Below are 23,183 nucleotides of genomic sequence, written 5' to 3'. Positions count from 1 at the left end.
GTTGGGTTTCGGGATTGCTCAGCCGAGCTCTGCGAACTCGACGCGGTCGGTCTCGTTGATGCCGACGCCGCCGATCGCCGACGGCGCGAACCACGAACCCGCGAGCGCGTTGTTGTTGCGCCACGCGGTCAACGTGCCGTCGCCGTGGACCTTGATCACGTCGGCCTTGCCGTCCGCGTTGAGGTCCGCGAACCGGACGCCCGCGACACCGTCGGCCCCTACGCCACCGATGGTCGACGGCGCGAACCACGAACCGGCCAGCGCGTTGCTGTTCTGCCAGGCGGTGAGCGTGCCGTCGGCGTTGACCCTGATCAGGTCGGCTTTGCCGTCGGCGTTGAGGTCGGCGAAGCGCAGCTGGGCCGGGTCGACCGGACCGGTGCCGCCGATGGTCTGCGGCGCGTGCCAGGAACCGCCGAGGGCGTCGTTGTTCTGCCAGGCGCTGAGCGTGCCGTCAGCGTCGATCTTGATCAGATCGGCCTTGTGGTCGCCGTTGAGGTCGGCCAGCCGCAGCTGCTTCGGGGCGACGGAGCCGACGCCACCGATGGTCGACGGGGCGAACCACGAACCGGCCAGCGCGTTGTTGTTCTGCCAGCCCGTCAGCGTGCCGTCGGCGTTGACGCGGATCAGGTCCTCGCGGCCGTCCCCGTTGAGGTCGCCGAACTTCAGCCGCGCCGGCTCCACCGGCCCCGTGCCGCCGATGCCCTGTGGTGCGTACCAGGAACCGTTGAGAGCGTCGTTGTTCTGCCAGCCGGTGAGCGTGCCGTCGGCGTTGAACCGCACCACGTCCGCCTTGCCGAACGGGGTCCCGCCACCGCCACCGCCCCAGAGGTGGTTCGCGATCTTGACCGCGTCGGGTGCCTCGACGCCGTACTTGTAGCGGAGGTCCTCGCGTGGCCGCTGCACGTCCGCGGCCACGGCGCCGATGTCCGCGTTGTTCCAGGAGCCGTTGGGGTAGAAGCGGACCATCGTGTCGAGGAACTTGTCCGTCGCGATCGCGGGGTTCGTCCGCTCAGCGAAGCTGCCCCAGCTCGCCCGCTGCTGGAACAGGCCGACCGAGTCGAGGTCGCCGCCGTCCAGGTTGGCGTTGCTGCTCTCGATGATCGTCGTCGAGATCGCGATGGCCGCGGCTCTTTCGTTGAAGCCACGTGCTTTCACCCGTTGCACCACCGCACGGGCGCAGGAGGTGTTGTAGGCGGTCATGTGGCCGCGCATCTTCTTTGCCAGCAGCGGGTTGAGTGCCGCGGCGTCGGCGGCGTCCGCCGACGAAGGTCCGGCCGACGTGCACGGCAACGCGTTGGCCGCGTGCGCCGCACCGGTCCCGAGCAGGCCGAAGGACAGCGACGAGACAGTGATGGCGGCCAGAATTCCGCTCAAGCGATTCATCAGTTTCCCCAAGTCGGTGGTTCCTGCGTTCTTGGGGAAACGATCAGCTGCCGGCCTGCAAACCGGCTGTAAACCTCCTGCAAGCCGCCTTCAAGCGATCCTGCAGGCCGTTACACGGCGAATGGCCCGCAACCGATCGGCTGCGGGCCATTCGCTTCGTCTTCTCTAGTGGTGTGGCCCGGAACGTTGCCGGGGGAATTCGCGGTCAGACGGGTGCATCGTGGTGTCGCCCCCACGTTCTCGTACTGGTTGTACGGGGACGTGGGGGCGGCGCCGCGAGGTGCCCTGCTGAGCGTGGATTACCTCGCCGACGTTCCGGGTCGCGCCACTAGACCTCTGCTTCGAGCATTTCCGCCGTGACCGCGGACTCGGTGTCCGGCAGGCCCAGATCCTTGGCCCGCTTGTCCGCCATGGCCAGCAGACGCCTTATACGGCCTGCCACCGCGTCCTTGGTCATCTGCGGGTCCGACAGCTGGCCCAGCTCCTCCAGCGACGCCTGGCGGTGCGCGAGGCGCAGCTGCCCGGCGGCGGCCAGGTGGTCCGGTGCCTCCGGGCCGAGGATCTCCAGCGCACGGGCGACCCGTGCGGCGGCCGCGACGGCCGCGCGGGCCGAGCGGCGCAGGTTCGCGTCGTCGAAGTTCGCCAGCCTGTTCGCGGTCGCGCGGACCTCACGCCGCATCCGGCGCTCTTCCCACGCCATCACGCTGTCGTGCGCGCCGAGCTTGGTCAGCATCGCCCCGATGGCGTCGCCGTCCCTTATCACCACGCGTTCGGCCCCGCGGACCTCGCGCGACTTGGACGAGATGCCCATCCTGCGTGCCGCACCGACCAGCGCGAGCGCCGCCTCGGGGCCGGGGCAGGTGATCTCCAGCGACGAGCTGCGACCGGGTTCGGTCAGCGAGCCGTGCGCCAGGAAGGCACCACGCCACGCGGCTTCGGCGTCGCACACGCCACCGGACACGACCGGCGCGGGCAGGCCGCGCACCGGACGGCCACGCGGGTCGAGCAGACCGGTCTGCCGGGCGAGACCCTCGCCGTCCTTGACCACGCGGACGACGTACCGGGTGCCCTTGCGCAGGCCGTTCGACTGGATCGTGAAGACCTCGGCGTGGTGGCCGTAGAGCGCCTGGATCTCCTTGAGCAGCCTGCGGGCCGCGGAACCCAGGTCGAGCTCGGCCTCGACGACGACCCGGCCGGACACGATGTGCAGGCCGCCGGCGAACCTGAGCAGGGAGGACACCTCCGCGCGGCGGCAACAGGTCTTGGATACCGCGAGCCTGCTCAGCTCGTCCTTGACCGCCGACGTCATCGCCACTGGCCAGTCCCTCCCACTCCGGTCTCCACGACCACTTGCCTCAGGCAACCGGCAAGTGCCTCCGGATCATGCCGTTCTGCGGCGTCCGGTGCGGCGATCTTGGCCAGATGCGTACGCGCACCCAGTGCCGAGGCGGCTCGCGTCAACCGGTCCGGGGTGGGGACCGAGTCGACGTCGGCGATCACCGCGTCCACCTTCAGCTTGGGTGCGTGTTCGCAGACTACGTCCAAATGCCGCTCCGGAGAGAAACCAGCGGTTTCACCCGGTTGGGGGACGAGATTGAGCACGAGCACCTTTTTGGCCCGCGTGTGCACGAGCGCGTCGTGCAGTTCGGGCACCAGCAGATGCGGCAAGACGCTGGTGAACCATGATCCGGGCCCGAGTACCACGACATCGGCGTCAAGTACAGCCTGTACTGCTTCCGGGCAGCCGGCAGGTCGCCCGTTCGGGGCTGTCAACCGGATGCGCTGCACCAGTCCCGGCGTGGTCGCGATGGCGACCTGGCCCCGGATCCGCCGCACGTCCGTCTCGTCCTCGTCCAGCCCGACGACGTCCGCCTCGATGTCGAGCGGATCGTTCGACATCGGCAGCACCCGGCCTGTGACGCCGAGCAGCCTGCTGGTGAGGTCGAGCACCGCGACGGGGTCGCCGAGCTGCTCGAGCAGCCCGGCGATCACCAGGTTGCCGACCGCGTGCCCCGCGAGCGCCCCGGTGCCACCGAAGCGGTGCTTGAACAGCGACGTCCACCGCCGGCTGGCCTCGTCGTCCCCCGCCAGCGCCGCCATGGCCTTGCGCAGGTCACCGGGCGGCAGCAGGTCGGCGAGCTCGCGCCGCAGCCGCCCCGACGACCCCCCGTCGTCCGCGACGGTCACCACGGCCGTCACGTCGTCGGTGACCTGCTTCAACGCACTCAGCGTCGCGTGCAGGCCGTGGCCGCCACCCAAAGCAACAGCTTTCAACTTCGTCATTCACGTCCCAGATCCCTGTGCACGACCTTCACGGCCGTGCCGTCCTCGCTTGCCAGCCGCCCGGCCAGCTCTTCGCTCAGGGCGACACTGCGGTGCTTGCCGCCGGTGCACCCGATCGCGAGCGTCAGGTAGCGCTTGCCCTCACGCCGATAGCCGGCACCGATGAGCCTGAGCAGCTCGTGGTACCGATCAAGGAACTCGTCCGCGCCCTCCTGGGACAGCACGTAGTTACGCACCTCACCATCGAGCCCCGTCTGTTCCCTGAGCTCCGGGATCCAGAACGGGTTCGGCAGGAACCGCACGTCCATGACGAGGTCGGCGTCCATCGGCAGCCCGTACTTGTACCCGAAGCTCAGCACCGTGACCCTGGTCCGGCTGGCCATTTCGCTGCCGAACGTGTCCTCGATCTTGGCCCGCAGCTGGTGGATGCTCAGCGCGGACGTGTCGACCACCAGGTCAGCCTCCTGCTTGAGCGGCGTCAGCAGGATCCGCTCGGCCTCGATGCCGTCCTGCAGCCGCCCGTCCCCCTGCATGGGGTGACCGCGCCGCACCGCCTCGAAGCGCCGGATCAGCACGGCGTCGGTGGCTTCGAGGAACAACACGCGCGGCTTGTACCCACGCGCGTCGAGGTCCTTGATGATGGAGGCCAGGTCCTCGGTGAACGCGCGGCTGCGCACGTCCATGACGACCGCGACCCTGGTGATCGCCCCGCGCGCCTGAGCGCCGAGCTCGACCATGGTGGCGATGAGTTCCGGGGGCAGGTTGTCGACGACGAACCAGCCGAGGTCCTCCAGGCACTTGGCCGCGGTGCTGCGGCCCGCACCGGACAGCCCGGTCACCACGGCGACTTCGATGCCGGACTTCTCCGCGTTCACGACTACGACTCCTGTTACCTGTTCATGAGCGCGACTGTGCCGCTCTCGTTTGGGCAAGCTCGATGTTGGGTCACGCCACGACCGGACGCCCCCTTGGAGAGTCTCCACCGGAACGGCCCCCACGTGCGGCAGGTTCCACGGTTGACGGGGCGCGTCGTGGTCGTGGTCACGATCCTCACCCGGTCCGCGGAACGTTCGCAGTGCGAGCGTGACCGGTGCGGCGGGTGGGGCGAGTGAGAGGCACCGCGCTCACCCCGCGACCGGGTAGCTCGACTGGAACGCCGAACACGACCTGTGTCCGCGCGAACCGAGCCAGCCGCTCCTCGACCCCGCTCGCTCGCAGCAGCTCGTGGCCCGCCGACTCGTGCACCGAGCCCGGACCGGACAACTCGCTTAGGGTGCAACATCTTCCCGGTGTCGTGGGTGGCCACGCCGTACACGGCCCGCAGGTGCGCGACCAGGCGCGGCGAAGCCTGCAACTCGGTCAGCAACTCCTCGACGGACGTGGGCAACGGCCGCAGCGTCACGGCTTCGGCCAGGCCCTCGAACTCGGCTCCCACCGGCGCCGGACCTCCCGTCTGCTCCGCGAGGCGAGCCGGCTCCTGTCCCATCAGGAGTTCCCGCCCGACGAGGCCAACGTCGCCACCACGGCCTCCGCGGTGCGGCGACCCACCCCCGGCACGTCGCTGATCTCGTCCACTGTGGCCTGTCGCAGCTTCCGCACCGAGCCGAAGTGCTTGAGCAGCGCGGCTTTGCGGGTCTCGCCGAGGCCCGGCACCTCGTCGAGGGCCGAGGTGGTCATGCGCTTCGAGCGCTTCTGGCGGTGGTAGGCGATGGCGAAGCGGTGGGCCTCGTCGCGGACTCGCTGGAGCAGGTACAGTGCGTCGCTGGTGCGCGGGAGGATCACCGGGTCCTGCTCGCCCGGGACCCAGACCTCTTCGAGGCGTTTGGCCAGGCCCACGACTGCCACGTCGGTGATGCCCAGTTCGGCCAGGACATCGGAGGCCGCGGCGGCCTGGGGGCCCGCGCCGTCCACCACCAGGAGGTTGGGCGGGTAGGCGAACTTGCGGAGTTTGCCGGTGTCCGGGTCTATGCCCGGGTTGGGGCCGCCGGACGCGGTTTCGCGCAGCATGGCCTGGAAGCGGCGGCGGACCACCTCGGCTATCGAGGCCACGTCGCCTTCGGAGGCTGCCTCGCGGACGGCGAAGCGGCGGTATTCGGACTTGCGGGCCAGGCCGTCCTCGAACACCACCAGGGACGCCACGACGTCGGTGCCCTGGACGTGGCTGATGTCGATGCACTCGATGCGCAACGGCGCGGTGTCCAGGGACAGGGCGTCCTGGATTTCCTGCAGGGCGGCGGAGCGGGCAGTGAGGTCGCCCGCCCGGCGGAGCTTGTGCTGGGCGAAGGCCTCGGAGGCGTTGCGCGCCACCGTTTCCATCAGGGCCCGCTTGTCGCCGCGTTGCGGGACGCGCAGGACCACCCGCGAACCTCGTTGCTCGGACAGCAGGTCTTCCAGGGCCGAGGCGTCGTCCGGCAGCACCGGGACCAGCACCTCGCGCGGGGTGTTCTCGGTGTTGTCGCCGTAGAACTGCATGATGAACTGGTCGACGAGCCCGCCGTCGTCGAGGGCCTCCACCTTGTCGAGCACCCAGCCCCGCTGACCGCGGACACGGCCGCCGCGCACGTGGAAGACCTGGACCGAGACCTCCAGCTCGTCCTGCGCGAACGCCATCACGTCGGCGTCCGTGCCGTCGCCCAGCACGACGGCCTGCTTCTCCATCGCGCGGCGCAACGCGCCCAGGTCGTCGCGCAGACGCGCGGCGCGTTCGAACTCCAGCTCATCCGAGGCCTGCAGCATCTCGCGCTCCAGGCGGCGGACCATGTGGTCGGTCTTGCCCGCCAGGAAGTCGCAGAAGTCGAGCACGATGTCGCGGTGCTCGTCGGCCGACACCTTGCCCACGCACGGCGCCGAGCACTTGTCGATGTACCCGAGCAGGCACGGGCGGCCGATCTGGTTGTGCCGCTTGAAAACACCCGCCGAGCACGTGCGCGCGGGGAACACGCGCAGCAGCAGGTCGAGCGTCTCGCGGATGGCCCAGGCATGGGCGAACGGCCCGAAGTAGCGCACGCCCTTCTTGCGCGGGCCGCGGTACACGTGCAGGCGCGGGTAGTCCTCGTGCAGCGTGACGGCCAGCACCGGGTACGACTTGTCGTCGCGGTACCGGACGTTGAAGCGCGGGTCGAACTCCTTGATCCAGTTGTATTCGAGCTGCAGCGCCTCGACCTCGGTGGTGACCACCGTCCACTCGACGGAGGCCGCCGTCGTCACCATCTGGCGCGTACGCGGGTGCAGCCCGGCCAGATCCGCGAAGTACGAGTTCAGCCTGCCGCGCAAGCTCTTCGCCTTGCCGACGTACACGACCCGGCCACCGGCGTCGCGGAACTTGTAGACGCCGGGAGCCTCCGGAATCGTGCCCACAGCAGGGCGATACGTCGAGGGATCTGCCACGCCGTCCAGACTATCGACGCGGTCCGACAAAAACAGAAAGGGTCAGGTCAGGACGACCTGGTCACCATCGACCTTCACCGAGACCGCACGCAGCCCGGTCGTCGCCGGCCCCTTCTTCACCGCGCCGTCGGAAGCACCGAACTGGCTGCCGTGCGAAGGACACGTGATGGTGCCGCCGGAAGGCTCCGCGACCATCGAACCCTGATGCGGGCACGTCGCGTCGTAGGCCTTCACCTCGGTGGCGGAAATCCGCGCGACGACGATCTTCTTGCCGCCGGGGGCGTCGACGACGGCCCCGCCGCCCTCGGGCACGTCGGCCAGGGCGACGAGCGCGGTGCCGCTGGTCCCGGCGGATCCCGTCGGGGTCGAACCGCCCTGGGTGGGTGTGGTTCCGGACTCGGTCGAGGTCGGGGTGGAACTGCACGCCGTCACGAGTCCGCTGGGAACGGCGAGGGCAACCGCGATTCCGCACAGCGCCGCGCGCCTGCTGACCAGGCTTTCGGTGTTCACGACCGATCCTCCGTGGTGGTGGGTGTTCGGGGTCACACCACAGCATTACGCGAACAGGTCCGCGAGAGTTCAGCGAGAAGCCAGATGCACAGCGAATGCACAGGTCTCAGCCGAGCACCAGATCGTCTCCGGAACGGACGAGGGCGATTTCGACGAGACCCGATTCAGCAGGTCCTTTGCGGACGGCCCCGGTCGAGGCGTCGAAGGCGCTTCCGTGCAACGGGCAGGTGATCACGCCGCGGGCAGGCGGGTTGACCATCGAACCCACGTGCGGGCAGGCCGGGTTGAAGGCACGGAATTCACCCGATCGAGATTGCACGACCAACAGCTGGGCGTTGCCGGGCATGTCCACCAGCACGCCGGAGCCGTCGGGCACCGAGGAGACGGCGACGACACGGTCTCCGGGCCGGGCGGTGCCGGCACCGCCCGTCTTACGAGGAGCGGGCTCGCCACAGGCGCTCAAAGCGGCAGCGAGCCCACACAACAACACTGAACGACGATCCACGAGCACCGATTATCGGCGCTGGTCCTCCGCGGCGGCCTGCCGGGCCAGCGCAAGCACGGCGGTGAACGGCGGGAACCAGTGCCGCGAGTGCGACGGCGGGTTCGCCCAGCGCAGCGATCCGTACCTGGTCATCGTCGGCGGGAGCGCGATCCGGTGCGGCGATCGCACGAACTGGACCTCCGGCGGAGCCTTCAGGTGCGTGGGCAGCAACGCCACCAGTTCGGCGAGGAAGATCCAGTGTTCACGGGGGCCGGGGATCACCGTGACCGGTCCGGCGAGCATCCGCGACTTCAGGTCGGCCAGGACTCGCGACCCGATCCGCGCCGGCATCGCCAAGGCTGTCGTGGCGGGACCCAGGGGCAGGAACACACCCTGCTCGGTGACGGTCACCCGCCAGCCGAGCAACCGGTAGCCCGCGACGGCCTCCCCGATCGCCCGTGCGTGTCCCCTGTTCTGTGGGATCCCGGCCGTGCCGGTCTCCGCGGTCGTGAGGCTCATCGGCGGTTGTCCTCCCCGTTGGTGGGTCAGGCACTGGTCAAGCCGCGGGGATCCACCCGCAGCCTGACGTTGTGCAGGGTCCTTCTCACTTCCCCCCAACACCACTCGCCTGCTGCATGGGCCCCATGCAGCGGACGTATGAAGCTCATCCACCGGGTGGAGGTACCCGGACTGCGACACGCGAACCCATTACGTCTTATGCATGAGATGGATGGACTGACGATCACACGTCCGTACACTGGGGAAACGCTCAGTGACGGGGGCGAGGCCGATGGATGCAGCGAGACCCAAATCCAGACGCGCTTGCCCGTGTGGGGCGTTCATCGCCGCCGACAACTCCGATCGGCTGTGTCACCGGTGCCGCCGCAACGCTCGTGCGGACGTGCACGGACCACCTGAGGTCCCGAACGACTTCTGGGACCACCCCGCGATCGCCGCCGCATGCACGGACCGCGACATGGGTGCGCTGATCTCCGCGTACCGGCACCACCCCCGGCACCTCAGCCGGGTCACGCAGGACCGCATGGCGGCGTGGCTCGGCATCAGCCAGGCGCAGCTCTCGCGTTACGAGTCGGGCGAGAACCAGATCGACCGGCTCGACCGGCTGCGGCACTTCGCGCTGGTGCTCGGTGTACCGGGCGAACGACTGTGGTTCGACCGCGTCGTCATCCCAGCTCAGGTGGGCTCACCCGACACGGGCCCGCCAGACGTGCTCGCCGCCCCCTGGGAGGCGACGAGCATTGCCCGTTCGGTCGAGGAGACGGCGAGGAGCGACTTGGCGATCAGCAGACGAGCGGCGCTCACCGGAGCCGCCGCGGTGACGGTGGGTTCCGCACTGGTCGAGCCGCTGCAGCGGTGGTTGCACCCCCTGCAGAACCTGTCGAAATGGTCGTCGCACTCGGCGATCAGTGAGGAGGAGCTCTTCGCGTTGCAACGCGTGGCGGACGGGCTGCGCGGCTGGGGTGGCCGGGGCGGCTACGGACTGGCCCGCAAAGCCGTCCTGGGTCAGCTGGACGAGCTGGCCGAACGCCTGGGCCGGGCACCGTCCGGCCCGACGACGGAACGCGCGTTCTTCATAGGCGCGGAACTGTCGAAGGTGGCGGCGAGCATGTCGTTCGACGCCGGCCTGCACAACGCGGCCCAGCGCTACTACGTGCTGGCCGTCCGCATGGCCAAGGCCGGCCACAACGACGGCTTCGCGGCACTGTGCCTGGCCGCCATGGCACGGCAGATGTTCGACCTGGGCCGCCCCGAGGACGGCCTGGAGCTGGTCCAGCTGGGCCAGTACGGCACCCGCCGCACCGGCACACCGACGCTCAAGGCGCTCCTGCTCACCCGCGAGGCCTGGGCCTACGCGAGCATGGGCAAGACCCGCGAGTTCCATCAGGCCGTGGGCATGGCGCAGGAGAGCTTCGCCCAGCGGGACGCGGACCACGAACCGCGCTACCTGCACAGCTTCGACGAGGCCGAGCTCGAGGGCGTCATCGGCGCCCGCTGCCGCGACCTCGCCCTGCACGACCCGTCCCAGGCCGTGTTCGCCGAACAACACATCCGGCGGGCCCTGGCACTTCGGGACCCGTCCAAGGTGCGCAACCGCGCCTTCGACGTGATCGGACTGGCGCGCACCAAAATGGTCGCGGGAGACCCGGAGGCAGCGTGCGGGTTGATCAACGAGGTCCTGCCGACGGCGGCGAAGCTCTCCTCGGGCCGAGTCCTGCGCAAGCTCGAGGACTTCGCCAAGGAAGCGGCACGGCACCGCCACATCCCCGCCGTGCAGGACACCAGGGACGCGATCAGAGCGATCCGGACCGCTTGATGCGCGTAGGCATCACGGGCCACAGCAACCTGGTCCCGGAGTGCGTCCCAGCCGTCCAGGCCGCCATCACGGAGGCGCTGGAACGGCTGGGCACCACCCTGGTGGGCGTGACCTGCCTGGCCCCGGGAGCCGACCAGGTCTTCGCCAGGGCCGTGCTGGCACTGGGCGGGGAGGTGGAGGTGGTCCTGCCCGCTCTGGACTACCGCGACCGCCTGAAACCGCACCAGGTGGCCGACTACGACGAGCTCCGCGCCGCCGCCACGGTCGTCAGCGTCCTCCCGCACATGTCGAGCGGACGGCTGGCCTACGTGGCGGCCAACGAACGCATGCTCGCCTCCGTCGAGCTCCTGGTGGCGGTGTGGGACGGCGTCCCGGCCCAGGGCAAGGGCGGCACGGCGGACGTGGTGGAGCAGGCCCGCGCGTCCGGCGTGCCGATCGAGGTCGTCTGGCCGGACGGGGCGCGCAGGAAACCTTGAGGGTCGCTAGGCCGAGTGAGGGAAGTTGATCGGCAACCGGACCAACTCCCCTCACAGGCCTAGCCCCGCCCACCGAGCTTGATCACGATTTCGGGGCATGGCAGCCGATCAGTTCGCTCGCCTGGCCGACCGCCAGCAGTCCCTGCGAACAACCCTGCGAGTCCTTCAGTCCGCAGGCCCTGGCAGCCCGGACTTCCAGTCCCTCCTCACCACCGCGAACGCCGAGGTGGAAGCGGTCATGCAGGCCCGCCGGGACGTCGAGGCGGCCAGGCTGACCACCCCGAACCGCGCGATAGCCGTCGCCACCACCGCCACGGCGCTGATCGTCGCCGTGGGCTGGTTCGACGCCTGGTCGCTGCTCTCGCTCCTGGTGGCGGTGGCCACGGCCGCGTCGGTCCTGGTGGACCCGGCGGGCCGCCGGATCTTCGAACCGCGGGCCAGGACCACCGCGATCACCGCGGCGCTGGTCGCCACCCTCCTGACCCCGCTGGCCAGCGGCTGGGCGACACTCATCACCGCGGCGGGCATCGCCTGGTGGGCCTGGAGGACGCTCAAATGAACATCGACCCGGTCAAGGCACTGGACGGCAAGGTCGAGCGGCTCAAGAAGGAACTGAAGTCGCTGGAGACCCGCATCGACCACGCCCAGACCGACGCGGCGCACGACCAGCTCAGCCAGGCGAACCAGCTCAAGGACACCACGCGCAAGCTCACCAGGACCAACGACCGCGTCACCGAGCTCGCGGAGAGCGTCCACCGCCTGGAGCGTCTTCTGGTGGCACTGAACCGGAAGGTCCGGGCGGGCGAGACCCGGAAGGCGAACTTCGACGACTGGCCCGAGATCGACGAGGCACAGCTCGCCAAGATCCTCAAAGGCCAGGAGGCCTACGCCCGCAGGGCTTTCACCCCGCAGGAAGCCAAGGACACGCGCAAGGCCATCGCCGAGTACGACCGGAGGGCCCTCGAGGCGATCGACGCGGCCGAGGCCCTGACGCACCTCCCGCCCACGGCGGAAGCCTTGTGGCGCAAGAACTACAAGCAGTGGCGGTCCATCTCGGACCAGAAACGCCCGGAAGCCCCGGACGACGACACGCATGCCAAGGACACCGTTGCCAAGTCGGCCGGCAACGAGGCCATCGCGCACACGCGACAGCTGATCCGCGCGCGCATCGAGGACGCGGTGGCACGTGATCTGCTGTTCCCGGCGTGGTTCGAGAACATGCTCGGACCCGCCGCACCGCCCGGCAAGGCGGACGATTGGCTTTACACCGCAACGGATGTCGTGTTGTACCGGCTGTTGCACGACGTCACCAGCCCAGCGGACGCGCTCGGTCCGGCACCCCTCGAAGAGGGGCACCGCAAGACCCTGCACGACCGCCTGACCGGCGAGTGCGCGGACCACCGGAAACCGTGAGAAAGCCCGGGCAGGGCGCCTCTGCCCGAGCACTCAACTCACGCCAGCTCCAGGCTGAACCGCTGCTGCTCGGCGTCCACCGCGAGCACCTTCACCTGCACCGAAGCACCGACCTCGGCCTGGCGGCCGTGCAGGAGCCCGTGTGCACCGGCGGGGTGCTCGATGAACGAACCGAAGGGAACGGTCGAGACGACCTTCCCCGAAAAGACATCACCAACGTTGGGAAGCATTGCGCATCACCTCCTCTCCCTGAGCGCGTATCCCACAAAGCGGATAGGCGCGGGGCTGGAGGGGCCCTGATCAAGTCAGGGCCGGGCAACCGTTCCGCTCACGGCACAAGGCCGACCCGGCAGTCATGACGAGAACCTTAACCACCGCAGGCCGTTGTCCGCAACGGAATCTAGACTTCCCCACATGCTGGAGACGTCCGCACGACTGCTGAAGCTCCTGTCCCTGTTGCAGGTGCGGCGTGACTGGACGGGCCCGGAACTCGCCGGCCGGCTCAGCGTCGACGTGCGCACGATCCGCCGTGACGTGGACAAGTTGCGCAGCCTCGGTTATCCCGTCACGTCACTGCCCGGCGCGGCCGGCGGCTACCAGCTCGGGGCGGGTGCGGAACTCCCGCCGCTCCTGCTCGACGACGACGAGGCGGTCGCCGTCGCGGTCGGACTGAGGACGGCGGCGAACGGCTCCATCGCGGGCATCGAGGAGACGTCGGTCCGTGCTCTCACCAAGCTCGAACAGGTGCTGCCGACGAGGTTGCGCCGGCGCGTGCAGGCACTTCAGGCGCACACCACTCCCCTGCCGGCCGCGGGCCCTACGGTCGACCCGGAGACGCTCACGATCATCGCCGCCGCCTGCCGCGATCACCAGCAGCTGCGCTTCACCTACGCCCCGACGCAGGGCGAGCCCGCGAAACGGCTGGCGGAACCGCAGGGCCTCGTGCACACCGGCCGCCGGTGGTACCTGGTCGCGTGGGATGTGCCCAAAGAGGACTGGCGAACGTTCCGGGTGGACCGCATCACCGAGGAACCCGCGCTCGCGGCGAGGTTCACGCCCCGCGAACCGCCGGCGAAGTCCCTCGGCGAGTTCGTGTCGCGACAGGTCGCCTCCAGCGTCTACACCTACCAGGCGGTGCTCACGATCCACGCACCCATGCAGGCGGTCGCGGAACGCACCACGCCGATGTCCGCGGCGCTGGAACCGATCGACGACCAGTCCTGCCTGATGCGCACGGGCGCCGACGGGCTCGAACGGATCGTGTTCCACCTGCTGTTCCTGGGCTTCGAGTTCGAGGTGCACGAACCGGTCGAACTCAGGGACTACATCGAGATTCTCATCGGCAGACTCCGCAACGCCATTACAGTGCAGGAGTGACAGTGGACTTCGCGACCGCGGCGGACCCGTTCAGACGGGAGCTTCTCGCGCACTGCTACCGGATGCTCGGCTCGCTGCACGACGCCGAGGACCTGGTGCAGGAGACGTACCTGCGCGCGTGGAAGGCGTACGGCCAGTTCGAGGGCCGTTCGTCCGTCCGCACCTGGCTGTACCGGATCGCGACGAACGTCTGCCTCACCGCCCTGGACGGCCGCACCAGACGCCCGCTGCCGTTCGGGCTCGGCACCCAGGCGGCCACCGAGGCCGACCCGCTCACCCAGGACCACGAGGTCCCGTGGCTGGAGCCGTTCCCGACCGATCCGGCCGCGATCGTCACCGAACGCGAGTCCACCCGGCTGGCGTTCGTCGCGGCGTTGCAGTACCTCCCGCCGAGGCAACGGGCGGTGCTGATCCTGCGCGACGTGCTCAAGCTCAGCGCCGCCGAGACCGGAGACGAGTTGGACATGACGGTGGCGGCCGTCAACAGCGCCCTGCAGCGGGCGCACGCTCAGCTCAAGGACCTCACCGAGGACGAGGTCGTCGAACCGGCGGAGGCCAAGCCGCTGCTCGACCGGTGGGTGAAAGCCTTCGAGGCCAAGGACATCCCGGCGATCATCGGCATGTTCGCGCAGGACGTCGTCTGGGAGATGCCGCCGTACCCGCAGTTCTACCGGGGCCCGGACATGGTCGCGTGGCACCTCGCGAACCAGTGCCCGTCAGTCCCGCACGGCGCCAGGATGATCGCCACCGAAGCGAACGGCCAGCCCGCGTTCGGGCTCTACCTGCGCGGCGAGGACGGTGTGTTCCGGCCGTTCAACCTCCAGACACTGGAGGTTCGCAAGGGCCGGATCACGCGCGTCTCGTCGTTCTTCGACCTCAGTCTGTTCCCGCGATTCGGGCTGCCTTCGACCGCATGAACTCGGCACGGTCCAGCGGCCGGTTCACGATCCGCATGTCACCGATCCAGCCGTGCAACGACTTCTCGACGACCTTGTCGTAGGCGTAGGCGCCGACGAGCCACGGGTCACCGGCGGTCGAGATGCCGCGCGCGGGCGTGGACGGGTTGCGCAGCAACGGAGATCCGTCGACGTACAGCGTGGTGTGCACGCCGTCGTTGACCACGGCGATGTGCCACCACGTCTCGTAGTCCATCTCGTGGCCCCAGTTCGTGGAGATGCCCGGCAGGCTACGCGGGAACACCGCCCACTGCAGCTGACCGCCACCGGCGACGTTCAGGGTCGCGATCGGCTCGCTCGGGTCGTCCCCGGTCTTGCCGGCCGCCGAACCGGGCGCGAGCTTGGTGAACAGACCGCACCAGGGATGGTTGAAGCCGTTGGGAAGCTTGAGGAACAGCTCGATGGTGTAGCCGCGCTCGAACGTCTCCCTGTTCACCGGCGCCGAGTCCACGGTGGACAGATGGCCGTCCTTGCCGAAGTACAGCGAACGGTGTGACGGCGCGAGCCGGCTGTGGTCGTCCGAGGCGGTCAACGAGCCGGTCTGCCGCAGGTCGTTCCCGTTGCCCGACAGGTCCTTCAGGCCCTCACCGAGGCGCCAGTAGGCGACTGTGCCATGTACCAGCACGTCACGGACGGGCTGCGGCGCGGGCAGCACCGGCGGGTCGAAGCGGGCGAACCGCTGCTCGAAGTCGATCGGCACGCTGAACCGGTCGGCCGGTCCGGTCAGCTCGATCTCCTTGCGCTCCAGCGGGTTGAGCGACTTCTTGCCGAGCAGCCACGGCGACAGGGTGCGGACGTCGATCACACCGCGGTCCAGGTCGAAGTGGTAGAACCGGATCATCGCGCCGCCGCCGTAGTAGCGGTCCTGGTAGTTCGCGATGTGCACGTGTACGTCGTTGCCGGCGGTGTTGCGCATGGTCGTACGGGCGGGCGGCCAGAAGTGCCCGTTCAGCGTCAGGAAGATCTGGTCGTTGTCCTTGATCAGCTCGTTCCACAGCCTGCGGCCGTAGTCGGACATCGCGGCGGTGCCGTCACCGCCGTCGTAGACCAGTTCGTGCGTGGTGAGGATGACCGGCAGCTTGGCGTGCTGCTGCAAGACCGAACGCGCCCACTCGAAGCCCTTGGCGGACATCCGCCAGTCCAGCGCGAGCACCAGCCATTCCTGGCCGGCCGCGCGGAACACGTGGAACGTGTTGTAGCCGTCGGCACTCGCCCCGCGGAACGTCGGCGAGTTGCGAAACCGCCGCGGCCCGAACCGGTCGAGGTACGGAGTGCGGCCGCGCTGGTCGTCCAGCCGCGAGTCCGGCACGTCGTGGTTGCCCGCGAGCACGCTGTACCCGATCCGGCGGCGGTCGAGCACCTCGAACCGCTCGCTGATGTCGTCGATCTCGCTCTGGCGCGCGTTCTCGACCAGGTCGCCGAGGTGGCTGATGAAGACGATGCTCTCGGATCTCTGCCGGTCGATCAGGTACTGCAGCGTGGCCTTCAACGGCGCGGAGTCACCGCGATCGAGGTCGAACATGTACTGCGTGTCCGGGATCACGGCGAGCGTGAACCGCCGCGCCTCGGGGTCGGGACGGCCGCCGACAACGTTGTCAGCGGTGGCGGAACCAGGGGTGACCAGGGCGGCAGCGGCGGCGGTCGCACCGGTGCCGAGCAGGAAGGAACGGCGGGACGCGGTCATGGCGCGGAGCGTAGGTGTGCTGGGCCAACGGCAGGCGAACAATGGTCGATAGCATTGCGAACTATGTCTTGGGGGTTGCTGGCGGTCGCCGGCGTGGTCGTCGCTTTCGGAGGGTTGCTGCAGGGCCTGATCGGCTTTGGACTGGCCCTGGTCGCCGTGCCGCTGCTCGCGTTGCTGGACCCGGCGCTCGTCCCGGTGCCGGTCCTGGTCATCGCCTGCGCGCACGCGGTCATGTCGCTGGCCAGGGAGTTCGGCCACGTGGACTGGCGTGGCGTCGGCTGGGCGATGCTCGGCCGCCTGCCGGGCACGGTCGTCGGCATCTGGATCGTCGACTCGCTGGACCCGAAGAGCTTCGGCGTGGTCGTCGGCGCCGCGGTGCTGGCGTGCGTGCTGCTGTCGATCACGTCCTGGCGCCCCCACCCCACCCCGCCGTCACTGGTCACCGCCGGCGTGGCGAGCGGCTCGTTCGGCACGGCCACGTCGATCGGCGGCCCGATGGTCGCGTTGCTCTACCAGAACCAGGCCGGGCCGGAGGTGCGGGCGACGCTGGCGGCGTTCTTCACGCTGGGCTCGGCCGTCTCGATCCTCGGCCTGACCGCCACCGGCAACGTCACCGCGCACCAGCTGTGGAGCGGCGTGCTGCTGATCCCGTTCCTGGTCGCCGGATTCCTGCTTTCGGGGCCGTTGCGCGCCAAGTTCGACGCGAAGGGTGTCCGGACCCCCACGCTGATCGTGGCGGGCGCGAGTGCCGTCGTGCTGATCGTGCGGAGCGCACTGCTGTGAAGATTCCGCCCGCGGTGGCGGCGCTGCACGAGCACCGCCACCGCTTCAGGCGAACCGATCAGGCGAACGGCTGAACGTTCGGCTGGAACACCTGGCCGTCGGCCGGAGCGACAAGATCCACCAGGTACTTCGCGACCGCCGCGTCCGTGCCCGCCGAGCGGCCCAGGATGCAGTGGCCGAACGCGTCGACGCTGATCAGGCGCGCGTTGCCGAGCTGCTTGGCCATGCGCTGCGAGAACAGGTACTGCGTCGCCGGGTCGTAGTAGTTGCCCACGACGACGATCGGGTTCTTGGTGTGGCGGTTCCACGGGCCGATCCAGCGGTCCGGGTTGCGCGTCGGCCACGTGGCGCAGGTCAGCAGGTCCGCGGCGGCCTGGTAGCGGCCGAACGTGGGCGACTCCTGCTCCCACTTCGCCGCGGTCCTCTCCCAGTTGCGGGTGGTGCGGGAGAACGGCTTGTCGGTGCAGTTGACGCCGAAGTACGAGTCGTCCGCGGTGTACGGGGTGTCGGGCAGCGGGTCGACGTCCATGCGGCCGCCGGCGTTGTTCAGCGGCGGGGCCAGCTCCACAGTGGACTGGACGCCGAGGGTCGCGGCGGACGGGTTCAGCGCCAGGTGGACGTTCTGCAGCCAGGCGGCCAGAGGCGCGATCCGGGCGATCGAGTACAGGTCGCCGGCGACGCGGCCCACCAGGCCGGACAGGGTGACCTGCGTGCCGTCCGGCAACGTCGCGGGGGCCTTGCCCAGCGCGGTCTTCATCGCCTCGAACTTGCCGCGGGCGTCACCGGCGAACGCGCACTTGGTGGCACCGACGGAGTCGCAACGCTTCAGCATGGCGTCGAGAGCGATCTCGAAGCCGTCGGCGCGCTGGCGATCGTACTCCGCGCCGTTGGTCAGGCGGAGCCGCGGGTCGACGTTGCCGTCGATCACCATCGCCCGCGTGCGCTGCGGGAAGATGTTCGCGTACGTCGAGCCGATCAGCGTGCCGTACGAGAAGCCGACGAAGTTGAGCTGCTTGTCCCCCACGGCCTCGCGCATGACGTCGAGGTCGCGTACGACCGCTTCCGTCGACATGTGGTTCAGCAGCGGACCGGCGTTGATCTTGCAGTAGTCCGTGTAGGCCTTGGACTGCTTGATGGTGCTCGTGATCTCGGCCTTGGTGATGGGCAGGGAGTGCCAGCCCTCGTTGACCGAGTCGGCCTCCTCCTGGGTGCGGAAGCAACGCATCGGCGCGCTGCGGGCGACGCCGCGCGGGTCGAAGCCGACGACGTCGAACCGGTCGAGCACCGACGGCTGGAAGTAGTTCTTCGCGACGGCGCCGCGCAGCAGGCCGGAACCGCCGGGGCCGCCGGGGTTGAGGAAGATCGAGCCGATCTTGCGCGACGGGTCGTTCGCGGGGCGCTTCATCATGGCGATGCCGGTCTTCTCACCGCGCGGGCGCGAGTGGTCGACGGGCACTTCCTGAACGGCGCAGGTGAGCTTCGCGCGCTCCTCGGGCGTCACGGAGGCGGGAAGGGCGGCGAGGATGTCGGCCGCGCACTGCCCCCAGGCAGCGGGTCTGACGTTCGACGAGACCTCGGTCTGGGCGCTCGCCACGCCCAGGCCGGAAACGATGGTGCCGAGCACGAGCGCGCTCGCGAGTACGGCACGCGCTGAAGATGATGACGTCACGCTTGCACCCCATCACCGACCGTGCACCGTTTGTACCCGCCTATCGTCGGGTTGTCCGACGACAGGCGGGCATCAACGAACTAGTGGCGCGACCTGAGTTACACCGCTTGGGCTAGCGAGACCGCGAACCGTCCCTCGGCGTCGGTCCACCAGCGGTGCAGCGAAAATCCGCCGTCCTCCAGCTCCTGCCGCACGCCCTCCTCGCGGAACTTGGCCGACACCTCGGTGCGCAGTTCCTCGCCCTCGCGGAACTGCACGACCAGGCCGAGTTCTGCGAGATTCACGCTCATCGCCCGCTTGGCACGCAGGCGCATCTCGATCCACTCCTGCTCGGCGTTCCACAACGCCACGTGCTCGAACGCCTCGACGTCGAAGTCTCCGCCGACCTCGCGGTTCAGCACGTTCAGCACGTTGCGGTTGAACTCCGCCGTCACGCCCTGCGCGTCGTCGTATGCGCGCACCAGCGTGCCCAGGTCCTTGACGAGGTCCGTGCCGAGCAGCAGCCACTCCCCCGGCTCCAGCACGTCGCGGACCGTGCGGAGGAACTTCTCCCGTTCCTCCGGGATGAGGTTGCCGATCGTGCCGCCCAGGAACGCGACCACGCGCGGCGACTCGCCGGGCAGCAACGACAGGTGCTGCGTGAAGTCGCCGACCACGCCGTGCACCCGCAGGCCCGGGTAGTCCGCCATGATCGCGTGCGCGGCCTCGGTGAGCGCCGACACCGACACGTCCTGCGGCACGAACTCCTTCAGCGTCCCGTGCTCGCGCAACGCGCTGAGCAGCAGCCTCGTCTTCTCCGACGAGCCGGAACCCAGCTCCACCAGCGAATGCGCGCCCGTCGTCGCCGCGATCTCGCCCGCGCGCTCCGCGAGCACCTCCCGTTCGGCACGGGTCGGGTAGTACTCCGGCAACCTCGTGATGTCCTCGAACAGCGCACTGCCCACGGCGTCGTAGAACCACTTCGGCGAGACCCACTTGGGGTCCGCGGTCAGTCCGGCCCGAACGTCGGCACGTAGCGCGTGTGCGGCGTCCTCCGGCTTGAGATGAACGTCCAGCACCGGCTCGGTCATATCGGTCGAACCTCCACAGTGGATGGTACGGCGGTGACCACGTGCCGGTCGGGGATCTCCCGCCAGTCCGGGTCGTCGTCGAGCGGCTCGGACGCGAGTGTCACGCCCTCGCCTTTCTGCAGCACCCACAGGGCGTGTGTCCACGTCGTCCCCACGAGCACTTTTCCGTTGGTCAGCAGGAAGTTCAGGCGCGACTTCGGCGCCGCGTCCGCAACCTCCCGCACGAGTTCAACAAGCGTTTGTGCCGGGTTCTTCCCGGTTTCCAGACGACGTCTGAGGACCGTCCACAACAGCGCGGAGTCGGTCGGCGCGTCCATCGTGAGCAGGTCGGTCACGTCGAGCGTCTTCGCCAGGCGCGCCACGGTGTGCGGCCAGCCGTCGACGCGTCCGTTGTGGCTGAACAACCACGTGCCGTCGGTGAACGGCGCGCACGCCGCGTCCGCCACGGGCATCCCCGTGGTCGCGGACCGGACCGCCGCCAGGAAGGCCGTCGATTCGGTGCCCGCCAGCTGACGCAGGTTCGGGTCGCTCCACAACGTGCCGGCCCGGCGGTAGCGCACCGGGCCGGGGAACCAGCCGACGCCGTACCCGTCGACGTTGACGGTTCCCCCCGCCCGCATGTCGCCGGGCGCGTAGGACTGGCGCTCCAGCGAGTGCGGTGCCTCGTAGAGCGGACCGCCGATGGGCACGGCGGTGCCCAGGTAAGCCAGGTGGCGGCACATCCGGCTAGGCGTCCCTGGCGCAGCGGAAGCCGGCGAAGATCTGCCGTCTGATCGGGTAGTCCCAGTTGCGGAACGTCGCGCGGATCGCCGACTTGTCGGTGCCGAACGAACCTCCGCGCAGCACCTTGTAGTCCGGGCCGAAGAAGACCTCGGAGTACTCGCGGTACGGGAACACCTCGAAGCCCGGATACGGCCCGAAGTCGCTCGACGTCCACTCCCACACGTCGCCGATCAGCTGGTGCACACCGGCAGGGGACGCCCCCGCCGGATACGCGCCGACCGGGGCCGGTCGCAGGTGGCGCTGGTTGAGGTTCGCGTGCTGCTCGGCCGGTTCCTCGTCGCCCCACGGGTAACGGCGGGTCCTGCCGGCGGCGGTGTCGAAGCGGGCCGCCTTCTCCCACTCCGCCTCCGTGGGCAGGCGCTTCTTCGCCCACGTCGCATACGCCTGGGCCTCGTGGAAGCACACGTGCACCACGGGTTCGTCCGGCACGATCGGCTCCGTCACGCCGAACGCCGTGCGCACGAACGAGTGCTCCTCGCGCTGCCAGAACCTCGGCGCCACGAGCTTGGCGTTCGTGCGGTGCTCCCAGCCGTCGTCCGTCCACAGACGACGGTCGTCGTAACCGCCTGCCAGGATGAACTCGGCGTACTCGCCGTTCGTCACCGGCGTCGTGTCGATGAAGAACGAGTCGACGTGCACGGCGTGCGCCGGACGTTCGTTGTCCAGCGCCCACGGTTCGTCCGACGTGCCCATTTCGAACGGTCCGCCCGGAATGAACGTTTCCGTTGCGGGAACCAGGTTTCCACCGGGCGGCAACGGTGCGTGCAGCACCGGTTCACCCGTACGTAACTGGTGCGTCGCAAGCATCGTCTCGTCGTGCTGCTGCTCGTGCTGCACGATCATCCCGAACGCGAAGCCGTTCTCGACGAGCCGGCGCCCCTGCAGCGGCACCTTCTCCAGCACGTCGAACACCTTGCCGCGCACGTCCCCGACGTACTGCCGGGCCTCTTTCGGGTTGAGCAGCGGCAACTCCGGCCGCACGCTGCGCGAGAACTTGAACGCGTCGTAGTACTCGTCGATGTCGCTGCGCACCGGTTCGCGTCCGCCGACATCGCGAACGAGCCACAGCTCTTCCTGGTTGCCGATGTGCGCCAGGTCCCAGACCAGGGGCGACATCAGCTTCGAATGCTGCCGCACGAGGTCGTGCTCGTCGACGGCGTCGGTCAGGGCGGTGGAACGCGCGCGTGAGCGCAACAGTTCCCCCGCCACCTGCTCGCGGAGGTCGTCTCCATTGATTTGGCGGGTCACAGCTTCCCCTCAAGCTCCCGGCCGATGGCGCCGATCTGGTCGTGGGAGAGTCCGGTGCGGGGCAATGCCTCGATGCCCAGCGCCACAACGTCTTTCGCGGCACGCGCGATGCGTTCGTCCGCCAGTCCGTACCGCGCGGCGACGAGCCACCGCCCGGCCGCCCGCTCGGTCGCCGCCAGCACACCGTCCACAATGGACGGATCACTGAACAGCGCGACGAGCAGCGCACTCGGCGCGATCCACCCGCCCGGAGCGGGTGTGTCCAGGTATCTGATCTCCATGTACCCGCGCGGCCGCACCGGCGGGAACATCAACGACAGGTGGTAGTCGAGGTCGTCGCTCGTGGGGACGCGATCGTGCGCCCCGTCCAGCCACTCCGCGAACGTGAACCTGCGCGCCGGAATCCAGTTGGGACCCGGCCCGCGCACGACGATGACGGGTGTGTCGACGACTCTTCGCGCGTAAGCCTGAGCCGGATCGGCGCACACAGCACTGGGTCTGGTGCGCACGGGATCACAGCCATAAAGCGTGCGCATGCGCGCGGACGCCCAGTCCCGGTGCATGCCACCGACGCTCGGCGAGTTCGCGAACAGCGCGATCATCACCGGCCCGAGCTGGTGCACGGCGGCCCATCTGTCCTGCAGGTACTTCTGCTCGCCGAAGTCGAGGCACACCTGCAGGCCCGCGGTGTTGCACATCATCGAGATGCCGTCGGCGCCGAGCCCGCCGAACGCGTGCTCCATCGCGGCGTACCGGGGCACCTGCAGCAGGCGTGCGGGACGTCGATGCAGGTCAGCACCCTTGTCGCCGAGCACGAGACCGTGGTCGGCCAGCATGGCGGTGAGGTAGGAGATGTCCTGGGCGACGGTGGAGAAGAGGTCCGGGAGGCTGGCGCAGGGAGGAGTGGAGATCTCGACCTGCCCTCCCGGTTCGACGGTCAGCGGGGTGCCGCTGGGAAGCGGCCTCTGCGGGCTGTCCGGAACGAGAGTGGGTGGTGCGTGTTCGCCGAGAGCTACGGCGAGGCGGTGTTTGTCGAGGACCTGAACAGGGTCTTCGGCGTGGTGGACGGTCCATTCCAGCTCCACGCCGAAAAGCCTCGGAGGCCCGTGTTTGAAACAGACCGAGGCCACATAAGCCTCGGCCTCGGCGCGATCGGCGAACCTCGCCGGCGCCGGTTGATTACGCAACGCAGTCACGCTGCCACACTCCCCGTGATCGTCTGGCCGATTCGACGCTACACGCGGGGTCTGACACTCGCAGCCCTCAAATCCTTACGAAACAAGTGAAGTGCCCGTGTGCACGCGTGCATGCAGGGGTTTTTGACACAGTTCCTTGGAGGACC

The 23,183-nt window shown here is 69.2% G+C and carries 22 protein-coding genes; 7 read left to right on the top strand and 15 right to left on the bottom strand.

Annotated elements, in window-relative coordinates; translation table 11 throughout:
- Window positions 1-18 precede the first annotated feature (18 nt).
- The 8 genes from IG04_RS47220 to IG04_RS0119480 form a co-directional block, all read right to left on the bottom strand.
- Window positions 19-1,383 (bottom strand): FG-GAP-like repeat-containing protein, encoded by a 1,365-nt coding sequence (locus IG04_RS47220; RefSeq protein WP_159460514.1) that lies wholly within the window; start codon window positions 1,381-1,383, stop codon window positions 19-21.
- 328 nt (window positions 1,384-1,711) lie between these two features.
- Window positions 1,712-2,698: a DNA-binding protein WhiA gene (gene whiA, locus IG04_RS0119515; RefSeq protein WP_030478101.1), complete on the bottom strand. Its 987-nt coding sequence runs from the start codon at window positions 2,696-2,698 to the stop codon at window positions 1,712-1,714.
- Window positions 2,689-3,657, bottom strand: a complete 969-nt coding sequence (locus IG04_RS0119510; RefSeq protein ID WP_051770265.1) for a gluconeogenesis factor YvcK family protein — start codon at window positions 3,655-3,657, stop codon at window positions 2,689-2,691. Before IG04_RS0119510 ends, whiA begins: the two co-directional genes overlap by 10 nt.
- 5 nt (window positions 3,658-3,662) lie before the next feature.
- Window positions 3,663-4,520: an RNase adapter RapZ gene (gene rapZ / locus IG04_RS0119505; protein ID WP_051770263.1), complete on the bottom strand. Its 858-nt coding sequence runs from the start codon at window positions 4,518-4,520 to the stop codon at window positions 3,663-3,665.
- 631 nt (window positions 4,521-5,151) lie between these two features.
- The gene (gene uvrC / locus IG04_RS0119495; protein ID WP_084402124.1) at window positions 5,152-7,053 is read right to left on the bottom strand and encodes an excinuclease ABC subunit UvrC; all 1,902 of its coding nucleotides are present in this window, start codon (window positions 7,051-7,053) and stop codon (window positions 5,152-5,154) included.
- Window positions 7,054-7,095: 42 nt separating this feature from the next.
- Window positions 7,096-7,563, bottom strand: coding sequence for a Rieske (2Fe-2S) protein (locus IG04_RS0119490; protein ID WP_030478097.1), 468 nt, complete (start codon window positions 7,561-7,563; stop codon window positions 7,096-7,098).
- Window positions 7,564-7,669: 106 nt separating this feature from the next.
- The gene (locus IG04_RS0119485) at window positions 7,670-8,068 is read right to left on the bottom strand and encodes a Rieske (2Fe-2S) protein (RefSeq protein ID WP_030478096.1); all 399 of its coding nucleotides are present in this window, start codon (window positions 8,066-8,068) and stop codon (window positions 7,670-7,672) included.
- A 9-nt stretch (window positions 8,069-8,077) separates the two neighbouring features.
- Window positions 8,078-8,566: a hypothetical protein gene (locus tag IG04_RS0119480; protein WP_030478095.1), complete on the bottom strand. Its 489-nt coding sequence runs from the start codon at window positions 8,564-8,566 to the stop codon at window positions 8,078-8,080.
- A gap of 382 nt (window positions 8,567-8,948) precedes the next feature.
- On the opposite strand from IG04_RS0119480, the gene IG04_RS0119475 reads away from it, so the two are divergent.
- The 4 genes from IG04_RS0119475 to IG04_RS47685 all read left to right on the top strand — a co-directional run bounded on the left by IG04_RS0119475 (window position 8,949) and on the right by IG04_RS47685 (window position 12,271).
- Window positions 8,949-10,382, top strand: coding sequence for a helix-turn-helix domain-containing protein (locus tag IG04_RS0119475; protein WP_245816688.1), 1,434 nt, complete (start codon window positions 8,949-8,951; stop codon window positions 10,380-10,382).
- Entirely contained in the window at window positions 10,382-10,858 is a 477-nt protein-coding gene (locus IG04_RS0119470) for a hypothetical protein (RefSeq protein ID WP_030478093.1), read from the top strand. The genes IG04_RS0119475 and IG04_RS0119470 overlap by 1 nt, the downstream gene beginning before the upstream one ends.
- 97 nt (window positions 10,859-10,955) lie before the next feature.
- Complete coding sequence (locus tag IG04_RS0119465; RefSeq protein ID WP_030478092.1) at window positions 10,956-11,417, top strand: hypothetical protein; 462 nt, start codon at window positions 10,956-10,958, stop codon at window positions 11,415-11,417.
- Window positions 11,414-12,271: a hypothetical protein gene (locus IG04_RS47685; RefSeq protein WP_051770231.1), complete on the top strand. Its 858-nt coding sequence runs from the start codon at window positions 11,414-11,416 to the stop codon at window positions 12,269-12,271. The genes IG04_RS0119465 and IG04_RS47685 overlap by 4 nt, the downstream gene beginning before the upstream one ends.
- A gap of 38 nt (window positions 12,272-12,309) precedes the next feature.
- Here the strand turns inward: IG04_RS47685 and IG04_RS0119455 are convergent, their stop codons facing one another.
- Window positions 12,310-12,501 carry a S1 RNA-binding domain-containing protein gene (locus IG04_RS0119455; RefSeq protein WP_030478090.1) on the bottom strand — a complete coding sequence of 64 codons (192 nt, stop codon included), beginning with the start codon at window positions 12,499-12,501 and terminating at the stop codon, window positions 12,310-12,312.
- 184 nt (window positions 12,502-12,685) lie between these two features.
- Here IG04_RS0119455 and IG04_RS0119450 point away from each other — a divergent pair, with 184 nt between their 5' ends.
- Both IG04_RS0119450 and IG04_RS0119445 read left to right on the top strand, forming a co-directional pair.
- Window positions 12,686-13,648 (top strand): helix-turn-helix transcriptional regulator, encoded by a 963-nt coding sequence (locus tag IG04_RS0119450; protein ID WP_030478089.1) that lies wholly within the window; start codon window positions 12,686-12,688, stop codon window positions 13,646-13,648.
- On the top strand, window positions 13,645-14,565 hold the full coding sequence (locus tag IG04_RS0119445; protein WP_030478088.1) for a sigma-70 family RNA polymerase sigma factor: 921 nt from the start codon (window positions 13,645-13,647) through the stop codon (window positions 14,563-14,565). Before IG04_RS0119450 ends, IG04_RS0119445 begins: the two co-directional genes overlap by 4 nt.
- On the opposite strand, the gene IG04_RS0119440 is transcribed toward IG04_RS0119445, so the two are convergent.
- On the bottom strand, window positions 14,525-16,288 hold the full coding sequence (locus tag IG04_RS0119440; protein ID WP_051770229.1) for a LamG-like jellyroll fold domain-containing protein: 1,764 nt from the start codon (window positions 16,286-16,288) through the stop codon (window positions 14,525-14,527). The two genes, IG04_RS0119445 and IG04_RS0119440, sit on opposite strands and share 41 nt — an antisense overlap.
- A gap of 63 nt (window positions 16,289-16,351) precedes the next feature.
- Here IG04_RS0119440 and IG04_RS0119435 point away from each other — a divergent pair, with 63 nt between their 5' ends.
- Window positions 16,352-17,071 (top strand): sulfite exporter TauE/SafE family protein, encoded by a 720-nt coding sequence (locus tag IG04_RS0119435; RefSeq protein WP_030478086.1) that lies wholly within the window; start codon window positions 16,352-16,354, stop codon window positions 17,069-17,071.
- A 58-nt stretch (window positions 17,072-17,129) separates the two neighbouring features.
- Here the strand turns inward: IG04_RS0119435 and IG04_RS0119430 are convergent, their stop codons facing one another.
- The 5 genes from IG04_RS0119430 to IG04_RS0119410 form a co-directional block, all read right to left on the bottom strand.
- A complete protein-coding gene (locus IG04_RS0119430) occupies window positions 17,130-18,740 on the bottom strand; it encodes an alpha/beta hydrolase (RefSeq protein ID WP_051770227.1) in 1,611 nt (536 codons plus the stop codon).
- 98 nt (window positions 18,741-18,838) lie between these two features.
- A complete protein-coding gene (egtD, locus tag IG04_RS0119425) occupies window positions 18,839-19,810 on the bottom strand; it encodes an L-histidine N(alpha)-methyltransferase (protein WP_030478084.1) in 972 nt (323 codons plus the stop codon).
- Complete coding sequence (egtC, locus tag IG04_RS0119420; RefSeq protein ID WP_030478083.1) at window positions 19,807-20,532, bottom strand: ergothioneine biosynthesis protein EgtC; 726 nt, start codon at window positions 20,530-20,532, stop codon at window positions 19,807-19,809. Before egtC ends, egtD begins: the two co-directional genes overlap by 4 nt.
- Window positions 20,533-20,536: 4 nt before the next feature.
- Complete coding sequence (egtB, locus tag IG04_RS0119415) at window positions 20,537-21,841, bottom strand: ergothioneine biosynthesis protein EgtB (RefSeq protein WP_030478082.1); 1,305 nt, start codon at window positions 21,839-21,841, stop codon at window positions 20,537-20,539.
- Complete coding sequence (locus tag IG04_RS0119410; protein ID WP_051770225.1) at window positions 21,838-23,037, bottom strand: glutamate-cysteine ligase family protein; 1,200 nt, start codon at window positions 23,035-23,037, stop codon at window positions 21,838-21,840. The genes egtB and IG04_RS0119410 overlap by 4 nt, the downstream gene beginning before the upstream one ends.
- Between the last annotated feature and the right edge of the window lie 146 nt (window positions 23,038-23,183).

This window comes from Lentzea albidocapillata (assembly GCF_000719115.1).
In the GTDB taxonomy this organism is placed as follows: Bacteria; Actinomycetota; Actinomycetes; order Mycobacteriales; family Pseudonocardiaceae; genus Lentzea; species Lentzea albidocapillata.
This window is presented reverse-complemented; position numbering and strand designations above follow the sequence as displayed.